At 69.2% G+C, this 11,889-nt stretch carries 14 protein-coding genes and 1 other RNA gene; 12 read left to right on the top strand and 3 right to left on the bottom strand.

From position 1 onward, the window contains the following. The first annotated feature begins 58 nt into the window (after positions 1 to 58). The 3 genes from DEIPH_RS08565 (at position 59) to rnpB (ending at position 1,723) form a co-directional block, all read left to right on the top strand. Entirely contained in the window at positions 59 to 430 is a 372-nt protein-coding gene (locus tag DEIPH_RS08565) for a hypothetical protein (protein ID WP_034356779.1), read from the top strand. Continuing rightward, positions 427 to 1,224, top strand: coding sequence for a pseudouridine synthase (locus DEIPH_RS08560; protein WP_034356777.1), 798 nt, complete (start codon positions 427 to 429; stop codon positions 1,222 to 1,224). The genes DEIPH_RS08565 and DEIPH_RS08560 overlap by 4 nt, the downstream gene beginning before the upstream one ends. A 61-nt stretch (positions 1,225 to 1,285) precedes the next feature. After that, positions 1,286 to 1,723: RNase P RNA component class A (rnpB, locus tag DEIPH_RS18760), an RNA gene on the top strand. A gap of 98 nt (positions 1,724 to 1,821) precedes the next feature. Here the strand turns inward: rnpB and DEIPH_RS08555 are convergent. Further along, entirely contained in the window at positions 1,822 to 2,190 is a 369-nt protein-coding gene (locus DEIPH_RS08555) for a DUF423 domain-containing protein (protein WP_034356774.1), read from the bottom strand. A 368-nt stretch (positions 2,191 to 2,558) separates the two neighbouring features. Between DEIPH_RS08555 and mraZ the strand changes: the two genes are divergently transcribed. From mraZ to DEIPH_RS08520, 7 genes are all read left to right on the top strand, one after another. Then, positions 2,559 to 2,987, top strand: a complete 429-nt coding sequence (mraZ, locus tag DEIPH_RS08550; protein ID WP_034356771.1) for a division/cell wall cluster transcriptional repressor MraZ — start codon at positions 2,559 to 2,561, stop codon at positions 2,985 to 2,987. Between the two features lie 5 nt (positions 2,988 to 2,992). Further along, complete coding sequence (gene rsmH / locus DEIPH_RS08545) at positions 2,993 to 3,916, top strand: 16S rRNA (cytosine(1402)-N(4))-methyltransferase RsmH (RefSeq protein WP_034356768.1); 924 nt, start codon at positions 2,993 to 2,995, stop codon at positions 3,914 to 3,916. After that, positions 3,916 to 4,272, top strand: a complete 357-nt coding sequence (locus DEIPH_RS08540) for a hypothetical protein (RefSeq protein WP_034356766.1) — start codon at positions 3,916 to 3,918, stop codon at positions 4,270 to 4,272. Before rsmH ends, DEIPH_RS08540 begins: the two co-directional genes overlap by 1 nt. Then, positions 4,263 to 5,612, top strand: coding sequence for a peptidoglycan D,D-transpeptidase FtsI family protein (locus DEIPH_RS08535; protein WP_034356763.1), 1,350 nt, complete (start codon positions 4,263 to 4,265; stop codon positions 5,610 to 5,612). Before DEIPH_RS08540 ends, DEIPH_RS08535 begins: the two co-directional genes overlap by 10 nt. Before the next feature lie 417 nt (positions 5,613 to 6,029). Then, on the top strand, positions 6,030 to 6,635 hold the full coding sequence (locus tag DEIPH_RS08530) for an RlpA-like double-psi beta-barrel domain-containing protein (protein WP_034356760.1): 606 nt from the start codon (positions 6,030 to 6,032) through the stop codon (positions 6,633 to 6,635). Between the two features lie 171 nt (positions 6,636 to 6,806). Further along, a complete protein-coding gene (locus tag DEIPH_RS08525; RefSeq protein WP_034356757.1) occupies positions 6,807 to 7,979 on the top strand; it encodes an ABC transporter permease in 1,173 nt (390 codons plus the stop codon). Positions 7,980 to 8,117: 138 nt separating this feature from the next. Next, positions 8,118 to 9,140 carry a PEGA domain-containing protein gene (locus DEIPH_RS08520; RefSeq protein WP_034356754.1) on the top strand — a complete coding sequence of 341 codons (1,023 nt, stop codon included), beginning with the start codon at positions 8,118 to 8,120 and terminating at the stop codon, positions 9,138 to 9,140. Positions 9,141 to 9,215: 75 nt separating this feature from the next. On the opposite strand, the gene DEIPH_RS08515 is transcribed toward DEIPH_RS08520, so the two are convergent. Both DEIPH_RS08515 and DEIPH_RS08510 read right to left on the bottom strand, forming a co-directional pair. Then, positions 9,216 to 9,800, bottom strand: a complete 585-nt coding sequence (locus DEIPH_RS08515) for an NUDIX hydrolase (RefSeq protein ID WP_034356752.1) — start codon at positions 9,798 to 9,800, stop codon at positions 9,216 to 9,218. After that, on the bottom strand, positions 9,797 to 10,429 hold the full coding sequence (locus tag DEIPH_RS08510) for a MazG family protein (RefSeq protein WP_034356749.1): 633 nt from the start codon (positions 10,427 to 10,429) through the stop codon (positions 9,797 to 9,799). The genes DEIPH_RS08515 and DEIPH_RS08510 overlap by 4 nt, the downstream gene beginning before the upstream one ends. 126 nt (positions 10,430 to 10,555) lie before the next feature. Here DEIPH_RS08510 and DEIPH_RS08505 point away from each other — a divergent pair, with 126 nt between their 5' ends. Next, positions 10,556 to 11,029, top strand: coding sequence for a hypothetical protein (locus DEIPH_RS08505; RefSeq protein ID WP_034356747.1), 474 nt, complete (start codon positions 10,556 to 10,558; stop codon positions 11,027 to 11,029). A gap of 100 nt (positions 11,030 to 11,129) precedes the next feature. Next, entirely contained in the window at positions 11,130 to 11,852 is a 723-nt protein-coding gene (locus DEIPH_RS08500) for an SDR family oxidoreductase (RefSeq protein ID WP_034356745.1), read from the top strand. The last annotated feature ends 37 nt before the right edge of the window (positions 11,853 to 11,889 follow it).

Below are 11,889 nucleotides of genomic sequence, written 5' to 3'. Positions count from 1 at the left end.
GCCAGGCCGCCGCGTTCCTGTCCCCCTGCCCCTGTCCCGCTGCCCTACACTGCGGGGCGTGTTGCGCGCCGCCTTCTGGTTGACCGCGCTGGTGTTCTTGCCAGTCGGGCTGGTCCTGTACTTTCTGCCGCCGGGGCTAGCGTCCCTCCTGGGCGTCTCGCCGCTGTGGCTCGCGCGCGCGGCGGGCGGCCTGTTCGTGGCGTGGGGCGTGTTCCTGCTCGCGGCGAGCGCCCGCCCCGACAGCCTGAGTGCCTTTGCCCTGGCCGGAGGCAACCTGCTGACGGTCGCGGCGCTGGTGCCGCCGGCGCTGCGTCTGGGCGACACGCTGCCCGCCGCCGTGCGCACGGCCCTGCTGGCGCTCTCGACCGTCCTGACCTTGACCGCCGTCGTGGGCCTTTTCATGGTGCCGGCCCGCCGGAGCCGCCTGTGACGGGCGAGGCCGGGAACGGGGGAAGCGGACCGGCCGGGGGAGAGCGCCTCCAGAAGCGCCTCGCCCGCGCCGGGGTCGCCTCCCGCCGCGCCGCCGAGGACCTCATCACGGCGGGCCGCGTGACCGTGAACGGCGAGGTCGCGGCGCTGGGCCGCACGGTGTCGCCCACCGACGAGGTGCGGGTGGACGGCGCGCTGATCGAGACGGCGGCGCTGGAAAGCGTGACCTTTTTGCTGCACAAGCCCGCCGGCTACGTGACCACCGCCCGCGACGAGTACGGTCGCCGCAACGTCCTGGACGCCATGCCTCCGGTCCCCGGCCTGCATCCCGTCGGGCGGCTGGACAAGGATTCCGAAGGGCTGCTGCTCCTGACCACCGACGGCCAGCTCACGCTGACCCTGACGCATCCGCGCTACGGCCACGAGAAGGCCTACCGGGCCTGGACCGCAGGCGACGAGGACCCCGGCGAGGCCGAATTGCGGCAGTTGCTGGACGGCACCGAACTGGACGATGGTCCCGCGCGCGCCCTGAGCGCCCGGCCCGCGCGGGGCGGCGCCTTCGTCACGCTCGGGGAAGGCCGCAACCGTCAGGTGCGCCGGATGCTGGAGGCCATCGGCCACCCGGTCACGCGCCTGCTGCGCTACCGCGTCGGCGGCCTGTGGCTGGGCGATCTGGACCCCGGCGAATATCGCCCGCTTTCGCCCCGCAACCTCCACGACCTGCTCAACCCTGGGCTGGTGCCCCGCCACGCCTGGGAGCGGGCCGAGCGGGAGACGCTGGAACGCTGGGGCTGAGCGCGCGGGCGGGGACCAGAAGCGGAAGCGTTGGCGGCGGCCCTCTGCTAGACTGTCCAGCGCGGGGAGGTTCACGGTCGCGCCCTGGCCACAGGGTGAGGAAAGTCCGGGCACCGCAGGGCAGGATGCCAGCTAACGGCTGGTCGGCGAGCCGAGCGCCTGCATGAACGCCGAAAGCGTGCGGGCAGCGGCGAAGCCGAAGGACAGTGCCACAGAAACCAGACCGCCACCCCTCGGCGTGCAGAACGTGGAGCCTCAGGCGTGGGCGGGGGGGTGGTCAGGGTGAAACGGTGCGGTAAGAGCGCACCAGGCCCCCCGGAGACGCGGGGCGCTGGTAAACCCCATCCGGTGCAAGACCCGACAGTGCGCGAGGGGCGGCCCGCCCCACTGACCGCCAGGATGGTCGCTTGAGGCGCGCGGCGACGTGCGTCCCAGAGAGATGACCGTGACCCCACCTCCCGGTGGGCCACAGAACCCGGCTTATCGCCTCCCCGCACCATCAGACAGAGGGCCACCCACCGGCATGGTGTGGGTGGCCCTCTGTCTTCTCCGGTTCCCCGTGGACTGTGGAAAAAGAGGGGTCTCTTTCCAGACCCTCTACGCTCGGCGGGCGTCCAGCGCGGCCAGCGCAAATCCCGCGATCAGCAGCACGCCGCCGATGGGCGTAACGGCCCCCAGCCACCGCTGCCCACTCAACGCCAGAATGTAGAGCGACCCGCTGAAGATCACGGCTCCGGCCAGGAGGAGCGCGGGGGCGCGGCGTTGTGCCGGTTGCGTGCCCAGAACGAGGAGCGCCAGGGCGGCATACATCTGATACCGCACGCCGGTTTCGAAGTTGGCGAGCATGGCGGGGTCGAGTCTGTTCTTGAGGGCGTGCGCGCCGAAGGCCCCCAGGGCGATGCCCAGGGCCGCGAGGACCGCGCCGGTCGTCATGGAGTTCGGGGAGCGTGGGGGCAGGTTCTGCATGGGCAGAGGCTAAGGGGGAGCCGGTGGGGAATTGTCCCACGGCCAGAGTGGGGAAGGGGGGAAAGCTGCCTCTTCCGTGTCCCCAGCCTGCTCTGGAGGGCTGAATGCCGTTCCAGACGTACTTTTCGGGTCTAAGGGTTCGGGCTTCCGCCGCATTCCTCCGCGAGGGCCGGGGTGGCCGGGTGGGAAAGAGGGGCCGAGAGCGTGGAAGAAGAGGGGAAATTGTGGGGATCGGTGGTAAATCGCGAGCTGGACTGTTACACTCGCGGCAACAGCCCAGAACTGCGCCCAGAGCGTGTCAAAGGGCTGTCAGACACGTGCCTTTCGCCGGCCCGCCCGGTGGCTGACCCGTGGGAATGAGGAGAGCATTGCCCTTTGGAGAGTACCCCTACACCATCGACGATAAAGGCCGCGTGGTCATGCCACCCGCCTTTCGGGAATTCGTCGAGGACGGGATGATTCTCACACGGGGCATGGAAGGCTGCCTGTATGTGTTCCCGCTCGCCAGCTGGCGGCGCGTGGAAGAACAGCTGGAGGGCCTGCCGATCACGGACGCCGGGTCGCGCGCGTTCGTCCGCTTCTTCTATTCCGGTGCGAACAAGGCGCGGCTGGACAACCAGAGCCGCGTCTCGGTGCCGCAAACCCTGCGGGCCTTCGCGCAGCTGGACAGCGACGTGATCGTGGCGGGCGCACCCGGACGGCTGGAACTCTGGAGTCCGCCCCGCTGGGAAGCGGCCATCCAGGCCGTGCAGGACGACCCGCCCAAACCCGACCTTCTCGCCAACTTCGTGGCGTGACCAACATGAACACTGCCTCCCCCGACCTGCCCACTTCCCCCGATTCGCTCTCTCATACCCCGGTTCTGGCCGCCGAGGTGCTGGACGCCCTGGCGCCCGCACCGGGCCGCGTGATCGTGGACGGCACCCTCGGCGGGGCCGGACACACCCGGCTGCTGCTGGAGGCGGGCGCGGCCGTGATCGGCATCGATCAGGACCCCTACGCCCTGAACCGCGCCCGTGAGGCCGGTCTGCCCCACCTGACCGTGCTGGAAGGCAACTACCGCGACATGCGTGAGCTGCTGGCCGCTTCCGGCGTCACGCAGGTGGACGGCGTGCTGCTCGACATCGGCGTGAGCAGCTTTCAGCTCGACGACGCGGGGCGCGGCTTTTCCTATCACACCGACGCGCCGCTCGACATGCGCATGGCTCAGGCGGGCGAGAGTGCCGCCGACGTGGTGAACACCTACGCCGAGGAGGATCTCGCGGCGATCATCTACGAGTACGGCGAGGACCGCCACTCGCGCCGCATTGCCCGAGCCATCGGACAGGCGCGCGAGAAGGCGCCTATCGAGAGCACCGTGCAGCTCGCGGAGATCATCAAGCGGGCCTACCCCGGGTTTTCCAAGGGCATTCATCCGGCCCGCCGGACCTTTCAGGCGCTGCGCGTTCACGTGAACGACGAACTGGGTGCCCTGCGCGACGGCCTCCAGGCTGCCGAGGCGCTGCTCGCTCCGGGAGGCCGCCTGGCGGTGATCTCCTTTCACTCGCTCGAAGACCGCATCGTGAAACGCTTCCTGCGGGGCAGCACCTGGCTGACCCCCCTGACCAAACGTCCGGTCGAGGCCAGCGAGGCCGAGCAGGTGGGCAACCCCCGCGCCCGCAGCGCCAAACTGCGCGTCGCCGAGAAGACGGCCCTTGAAAAGACGGCCCCTGGGGAGACGCCGTGATGGCCCCCCGGTTTGACCTGAGTGCCGCGACCTGGCGGGCACGGGCCATTCGCTACGTCGCCATCTATCTGGTCCTGGCGCTGATGCTGGTCGGCGCGCGGCTGCTGACACAGGATGTGCGGCCCACGCTGCGGACCGCCCAGGACCGGGAAGTGGCGCTGACCACCCAGCGCGATGAACTGGAACTGCGGGTGCAGGCCCTGGGCAATCCGCAGCGGGTGCGCGACTGGGCCTTTCAGAACGGGATGCGCCGCTTTGCCGAAGCGCCCAAGACCACCCAGGACCTGACCGGTGTGCCCGCCCCCGCCCCCGCCGCTGCCCACACCACCCTGGAGGTGACGACCGAATGGAAGTGAAGATTCACCACCGTTCCCGCCTGATGCAAGTGATCGCGCTGATCCTGTTTCTGACCCTGGTGTGGGCCTACGCCCAGCTGGAATGGAACGTGCCCCAGGGTGTCAAACGCACGGTGATGCAGGCGCGCGGCACCATCACCGCCGCCGACGGAACCGTTCTGGCCCGCAGCGTGAACGGCAAACGGGTGTATCCGCAGGGCAAACTGGCCGGGCAGGTCGTCGGCCTGATGGGCGCGACCGAGGGCCTGGAAGGTCTGGAAGCCGCCTACAACCGCGCGCTGGAGGGGGGCAAGAACCTGAAACTCACCCTCGACCCCGGGGTGCAGGCCGCCGCCGAGGCCGCGCTGGCCCAGGCGGTCCCCAAGCACCAGGGCGAGTACGGCTCGGTGGTCGTGCTGGAAACCCGGACCGGCCGCGTCCTGGCCGCCGCCAGCTACCCGCCCTTCGATCCCAATGCCTGGCGCGACTACAGCCCCGAGGCGCGGCGGAACCGGCCCTTCCTGGACGTGTTCGAACCCGGCTCGACCATCAAGGGCCTGGTGGTCGCGGCGGCCCTGAACGAGGGGCTGACCACCCCCGACACGGTCTACAACACCCCCATGCGCCGCTACGTGGGCGGGCGCTGGGGCAGCACCATCGGGGACGCGGTGCAGCACCCCGGCAGCCTGACCACCCGGCAGGTGCTGCAATTCAGCAGCAACGTGGGCATGAGCCACATCGTCGAGCACTTTCCCGCCGACCGGATGCGCGGCTACCTGAACCACTACGGCTTCGGGAACTATGTGGACCTGCCCACCGTGATCACCAGCACGGGCCGCTTGCAGCCGCTGCGCAACTGGGACGAGCTGGTGCGCGCCACCAACGCTTTCGGCCAGGGCATGAGTGGCACCAACCTGCAACTGGCGGCGGCCTACAACAGCCTGGCGAACGACGGCCTGTATGTCTCGCCCCGGCTGGTGGAGGGCGAACCGGCGGGCGAGCGGCGTGAGGTCCTGCGCCCCGAGACGGCCCGCACCACCCGCGCCATGCTCCAGGCCGTGATCGACAAGCAGATTCCCCATCAGGCCGGGATCAAGGGGTACGCGCTGGCGGGCAAGACGGGCACCGCCCAGGTGGCCAGCGCACACGGCTATTCCAGCAACCTGTTCGACAGTGTCTTCGCGGGGTTCTTCCCGGCGGATGCGCCGCGCGTCACCATCACCGTGATGGTTCATGGGGCCAAGATCGACTACCACGGCTCGATGCTGGCGGCGCCGATCTACCGCGACGTGGCTTCCGAGATCATCTCGCGCTGGGCCGCTGCCCCCAGCGAGCAGGAACAGCCCGAGGAGAAAAAATAAGAAGTCTGTGAGGACATCTCTGCGGTCAAGCGGGCGAGCGACACGGTCAGGTGTCCTCGCCCGCCGTTGTTAAGCCTTCAATGGAGAAAGGATTACGTATGGGGGGCTTCGGGCCAGAGATCTGGCCTGTGGGCAGCATTTTCCTCCGGGGATTGGGCCAGCTTTCATGAGGGAGTAAATGAGAGCATTAGAAGCCGTCTCATCTGAAGGATGCGTCTATAACGTGATGTAGCTTGCCCGACAACTCAGATGTGCGGACTGTCGGCAGACGAAATGAGAGAAATTGCCCCGTTTCCACATCAGGCTCCCAGACCTCATCTTTAGGCTCAGTCCTGAAGAGAGCCTGGCTTCAGGGCCGCTCCTTATTTCTGATTTCACTTAACGGCCGTGCCTTCCCGTACGGCCTCTGGAGATTGCATGTCCCATACGCTCTACCGCTGGATGGGTGTCATCCTGCTGACTGCTGTTGGTGCCGCGAGCGCCACCCCGCTTCTTCCTACCCCCAGTGTCGCCGCTCAGGCTGTGCGTGACGCCCTGGCCCCCGAGGCGCCTGTCCTTCCCCAGCCCTCCGTCAGTGTTCAGCCCGCTGCGCCCACGGCGGCGGTCCAGCCTTCCGGGGCCGTTCAGGCGGCGCAGACCCGGGCACTCGGGGTTCAGCTGGCTGAAACGGAACTGGCCCGGGGCACCAGCCGCACGGGGCGCAGCGCCGTGGTGCGCGCCACGGCGTACAACAGCACCCCCGGCCAGACAGACAGCACGCCCTTCATCACCGCGACGGGCACCCGCGTCCGCAGCGGGGTGGTCGCCCTCAGCCGTGACCTGCTGCGCAGCTTCCCCTACGGCAGCAAGATCATGATCGAGGACCTGAGTGGCAGGTACAACAACCTGTTCCGGGGCCGCGTCTTCACGGTGGAGGACACCATGGCCGCCCGCAAGACGGGAAGCCTGGATATCTGGATGTCCACCCGCAGCCAGGCCATCCAGTTCGGGGCGCGCCAGGTCCGGATCACCGCCGTCCGCTGAGCCTGCTCAAACGTTCACCCCGGCAGCAGCGTGGGCAGACCCGAGCGGTCGCCCACGCTGCCGTTTTGTCTGTTGGAGCGCCGCCTGGTCTGAAGGCTGGCTGCCGCACGGCCCGGGCGTTCAGGGGCCGCAACCGGGCGGGCCGGGCGGCCTCTGTTATCCTCCGCAGACGTGGCCCCCTCTCCCCCCGATCTCGCCTGGACGCTCGCCCGCGCGCACCTGTCCCGCCGGCGCACCCAGAATCTCCTGACTGTGCTGGGGATCGCGGTGGGCGTGATGGTGCTGATCGCCGCGCTGAGCCTGACCAACGGCTTCACGCGCGCCCTGGTGGACGCGACGTTGCGGGCCAGTCCGCACCTGAGCCTCACGGCCTTCACGCCGGCTCCACGCGACCCCGCCCTGGAAGCCGAGATGCGCGCCGACCCGCGCGTGACGGCGTTCGTGCCCTTCCTGGGTGACAAGGGCCTGCTGACCCGCCCGGCGGGGGCGGGAAGGCGCGCGGGCGTGGACTTCACCACCCTCTTCGGCGTGACGCCGGAGGCCGCGAACGTCCTGCAACTCAGCCCCGAGGAGGGCACGCTCTTGCGGACCCTGGGTCAGAACGAGGTGCTCCTCGGCTCGGCGCTGGCCCGCAGCGTCGGGGCCTTTACCGGCGATGAGGTCCGGCTGCTGAACAGCGGGCAGCGCCGCGCGACGTTGCGGGTGAAGGGTGTCTTCAGCACCGGCAATTACCTGATCGACTCCGGGTACGCCTTCACCAGCCTGGGCACCCTCCAGGCGCTTCAGGACACGGGCACCATCAGCGGGTATCAGTTGCGGCTGAACGATCCGGAAGCCGCTCCACAGGTCGGGGACGCCCTGACACGCACGCGGCCCTACAGCGCGGTGCCCTGGCAGAACCTCTACGGCACGCTGCTCGACCAGCTCGCCCTCCAGAAGCGGGTGATCGCCTTCGTGGTCTTTCTGATCGTGATTGTCGCGGCCTTCGGGATCGCCAACGTGCTGACGCTGGCCGTGTTCGAGAAGACGCAGGAAATCGCCATCCTGCGCGCCATCGGGGCCACGCGGGGCGTCATCCTGCGGACCTTTCTGATCGAGGGGGCGCTGCTGGGGCTGGCGGGGCTGCTGCTGGGCAACCTGCTGGGCCTGGGCATCAGCGCGTATTTCAAGGTCCGGCCTTTCCAGTTGCCGGGCGACCTGTACTTCATCACGGCCCTGCCGGTCGAGGTGCGCTGGACGGACCTGCTATGGGTCAACGCGGTCGGCCTGGGCACCACGCTGCTGGCCGCCCTGATTCCGGCGCGGCGGGCCGCCAACGTCGAACCCGCACGCATCATCCGCTGACCGCCTGCGATGTGAAAAATGTCGTGTCAGACGGGCATCACCTTCCTGACCGTGGGCTGAAGCACCATTAAGTTTCCCCCCCACCCGGCTCATGGCCCGTCAAGTTGGTCCCCGTACTCTGCTGTTCGGAGGTACCACATGAAAAAGCTTCTGATGATCCCCGCCGCACTGCTGCTCAGCACCGCGGCCGCGGCCCCCAAGATCAGCGCCCAGAGCATTATCGTGAACCCCGTGCAGCCCGACCTGAGCGTCAGCGTGCGCGTGGACAAGGACCAGAGCGGGAACAACAACCCCACCTACCGTGCCGGTGAGAACATCCGCATCAGCACCACCGTGAACCGCGACGCCTACGTGTACCTGTTCAACGTGGACGCGACCGGCGAGGTCACGCAGATTCTCCCCAACCGCCTGAGCGACAGCAACTTCGTGAAGGCCAACACCACCACCGTGTTCCCCGCCGCCGGCGCCAACTTCACCTTCACGGTGGGCAACGATATCGGCCTGAACAAGGTGCTGGCCCTCGCCAGCCTGACGCCGCTGAACCTCGACCAGATCAGCTCCTTCAAGACCGGCCAGGACCAGTTCGCCACCGTCACCGCCCGCGGTCAGCAGCAGCTCGCGCAGGCGCTGAGCATCGTGGTGAACCCCATTCCCCAGAACAGCTGGGTGAGTGACACAGCCTTCTTCACCGTGGTCGGCCAGACCCCCGTGCAGACCGGCAACCTGTTTGTGGGCACCAACGTCGCCAACGCGACCGTGATCCTGAACGGCCAGCGTCTCGGCAGCGCCAACACCACCTTCAGCAACATCCGCCCCGGCAGCTACCCGGTGCGCGTGCAGGCCCCCGGCTACCGTGACTACACCACCACCATCACGGTGCGTGCCGGGACCACGACCAACCTGAACGTCGAGTTCGCGCAGGTCGTCACGCCCGCCCCGGTCGTCAGCAACCAGTACACCCTGGCCATCCGCAGCAACGTGACCGGCGCGCGCGTCTTCGTGGACGGCGAAGAGGTCGGCACCATCCGCAACGGCGGCCTGAGCCTCACGGTCGCCCGTGGCAGCCACGAGGTCGTGCTGATCGCCCCCGGCTACCGCACCTTCGTCAACACCTACAACGTGCAGCGCGACGCCCAGATCACCGTCACGCCCGCCCGCTGAGCCAGCGGCCCGACCGGGTTCCAGCATTCACCCTCACCCCCGTGGTGGGGGTGTTTTCCTGTCTCCTGGCCCGGGTCACGGCCCATGCTGGAGGAGGTCGTGCAGAACCCGCGCCGTCATGCCCCAGATGTCGTGCCCGCGCCAGGGAAAGCGGTAGAGCGGCACCTGCTGACCGCCCGGGAGGGTGCGCGTCTCATGAATTACGTCCAGGCCGCGCAGTTCGCCCAGCGTGGGCGTGATGATCTGCGCGACCTCCGCCGTGAGGGTCAGCCGGGGTTCGGCGGGAACGCGGGCCAGCACCGGCGTGACGTGAAAGCCGACCGGGGTGAACACGTCGTCGAGTTCCCCCAGGACATGCACCGTCCGGGGATCGAGGCCCACCTCCTCCTCGGCCTCGCGCAGGGCCGCCTGGACGGGTGTCTCGGCGGCTTCCAGGCTGCCCCCCGGAAAGCTGATCTGGCCCCGGTGGGTGGGCAGGTCCGCGGACCGGACCGTCAGCAGCACGCGCGGGTCGCGCTCGCGGGTCAGGGCGACCAGCACGGCGGCGCGGCGGTAGTCCGGCAGGTGGAGGGGCGTGCGGGCGCGGCGGCCCAGCCACACGGCCCAGGGATCGTCCAGCGCCCGGTCGAGCGGGTCCGGTGTCTCGCCAGCAGACGTCACGCGTGGGTCTCCGGGTCGGGCAGGGCGGCGAGCGCGGCGTGGGTGCGCTCCCGCAGGGCCACCTCGGCCTCCACACCGGCGCGGCGTGCCCAGGCGACGACGGCGGAGAGGACCTCGGCCACCCCCACCGCCGTCTCGGGGGCCGACTGGAGCACCTCGGCCACGGCCTCCCGCCCGGTCTTCCCGCGCCCGGCCAGCTTCTGCGCCTGCGTCTCGCGGGCCAGGGCACCCAGCGCGGAGGGGACCCGCTCGGCGGCGCTGCGCGGACGGCCCGCGCGCTCGGCGGTCTTGATGGCCTCCCAGTTGGTGACCACCTCGTCCGCGCCCGACACCGTGACCTCTCCGAAGACATGCGGGTGCCGGCGCACCAGCTTCTCCACGATGCCGCGTTCCACGTCCGCATAGCTAAAGGTGCCCGCCTCCTGGGCAATCACCGAATGAAAGGCCACCTGCAACAGCACGTCACCCAGTTCCCCCGCCAGGGCGGCGGGTCCCTCGCTGACGGCGTCTACAGCCTCGGCGGCCTCTTCCAGGAGGTAGGGGCGCAGGGATTCGTGCGTCTGCTCGCGGTCCCAGGGGCAACCGTCGGGGGCGCGCAGGCGGCGCAGGGTGTCCAGCAGCTCTTGCATCTGCCCATGCTAAACCTGACCCGGAACCCTCCGTGCGCCTGACCCACGGAAGACGCCCTGTGGCGGCCCGCGACCCCTCACGCCCGCTTCACCGTTCATCAGGTGGGGTGTGCTGCACTGTGACGCATGAACAAAGGTCTGAAAGCCGGTCTCCTGACGACGTTGCTCGGTGGGACGGCCCTCCCGGCCCTGGCGCAGGGCACACCGTCCGGCGCGTGGACTTCCCCGGCCCTCGCCACCGCGAAATATGTGATTCTCGATCCGCGCATCGAGGGGAACCCCAACATCGTCAATGCCGAGCAGCGCGCGGGCATCCTCGCCGCCATGAAGCGGGACTCGGCAGGAGCCATCCGTCGCCGTTATCCCGGGGCCACCGTCATGACCGGGGGGCAGGCTGCTGGAGCTATCCGGGTGACGCCGGTCCTCGTGACCCCGGACGCGCTGGTGCCCTGGGCGAAGCTGACCGCCCGGCTGGATTTCGACCTGGCCAGCGGTCAGCGGGTCACGCTGGGCGACCAGTTCGGTCTGCTGACGCTCTGGCAACACCAGGCTGACGCCGCCACCTATCTCTACGGTGAACTCGTCAAACAGCTTCCCTGAAGGCCAGGTTCCCTGAAGGCCGGGCGTCTGCCCTGTGCCCGGACTTGAGCGCCCCTTCACCTGCCCGGAAGCGGTGAGCGGGGCGTGTTAGCTTCGCCGCATGACCCAGAGTGATCCTCAGGCCGCCAGCCGGAAAAGCGCCTTTGTCACGGGGGCCAGCAAGGGCATCGGCTTCGCGGTCGCGCGGGCGCTGGCCAACGCCGGCTACGCCGTGACCCTGACCAGCCGCCACGCAGGCGAGGTGGAGGCGGCGGCCCATGACATCGGCCGGGACGCCCGGGGTGTCGCGTGCGACGTGCGCGACCCGCAGGCACTTCAGCAGGCGGTGGACGCCCATGTGGCCGCGTTCGGTGGGCTGGACGTGCTGTTCGTGAACGCGGGGGTCGGGCGCTTTGCCAATGTCGCGGACCTGACCACCGAGCAGTGGCAGGAGGTGATCGACACCAACCTGAACGGCGCGTTCTACACCATCAAGGCGGCCCTGACGGCCCTCAAGCGGCGCGGCGGGTACATCTTCACCCTGTCCAGCCTGGCCGGGAAGAACCCCTTTGCGGGCGGAGCCGCCTACAACGCCAGCAAGTTCGGCCTGAACGGCCTCTCGGAGGTGCTGACCCTCGACCTGCGGCAGCACGGCATCAAGGTCACGCAGATCATGCCGGGCAGCGTCGCCACCCACTTCGGCGGGCACACGCCGAGTGAGGCCGACGCCTGGAAAATCCAGCCGGAAGACATCGCCCAGCTCACCCTCGACCTGCTGGAGATGCCGGAACGCACGCTGCCCAGCCGCATCGAGGTCCGGCCCAGCCGGCCGCCGAAGAAGTAGGGGAGAGCAGAGGAGCGCGCCCCTGGCCCCGGGGGCT

It is taken from the genome of Deinococcus phoenicis (assembly GCF_000599865.1).
GTDB classification, from domain to species: Bacteria; Deinococcota; Deinococci; order Deinococcales; family Deinococcaceae; genus Deinococcus; species Deinococcus phoenicis.
Note: the sequence above shows the minus strand (reverse complement) of the source record. Positions and strands in the feature narration are given on the sequence as shown.

Excerpts from the sequence above, each read along its gene's own strand:
- DEIPH_RS08555 (WP_034356774.1), bottom strand. The coding sequence starts at position 2,190 with ATGCAGAACCTGCCCCCACGCTCCCCGAACTCCATGACGACCGGCGCG.
- rsmH (WP_034356768.1), top strand. The coding sequence starts at position 2,993 with ATGAACACTGCCTCCCCCGACCTGCCCACTTCCCCCGATTCGCTCTCT.
- DEIPH_RS08540 (WP_034356766.1), top strand. The coding sequence starts at position 3,916 with ATGGCCCCCCGGTTTGACCTGAGTGCCGCGACCTGGCGGGCACGGGCC.
- DEIPH_RS08535 (WP_034356763.1), top strand. The coding sequence starts at position 4,263 with ATGGAAGTGAAGATTCACCACCGTTCCCGCCTGATGCAAGTGATCGCG.
- DEIPH_RS08530 (WP_034356760.1), top strand. The coding sequence starts at position 6,030 with ATGTCCCATACGCTCTACCGCTGGATGGGTGTCATCCTGCTGACTGCT.
- DEIPH_RS08520 (WP_034356754.1), top strand. The coding sequence starts at position 8,118 with ATGAAAAAGCTTCTGATGATCCCCGCCGCACTGCTGCTCAGCACCGCG.
- DEIPH_RS08510 (WP_034356749.1), bottom strand. The coding sequence starts at position 10,429 with ATGCAAGAGCTGCTGGACACCCTGCGCCGCCTGCGCGCCCCCGACGGT.
- DEIPH_RS08505 (WP_034356747.1), top strand. The coding sequence starts at position 10,556 with ATGAACAAAGGTCTGAAAGCCGGTCTCCTGACGACGTTGCTCGGTGGG.
- DEIPH_RS08500 (WP_034356745.1), top strand. The coding sequence starts at position 11,130 with ATGACCCAGAGTGATCCTCAGGCCGCCAGCCGGAAAAGCGCCTTTGTC.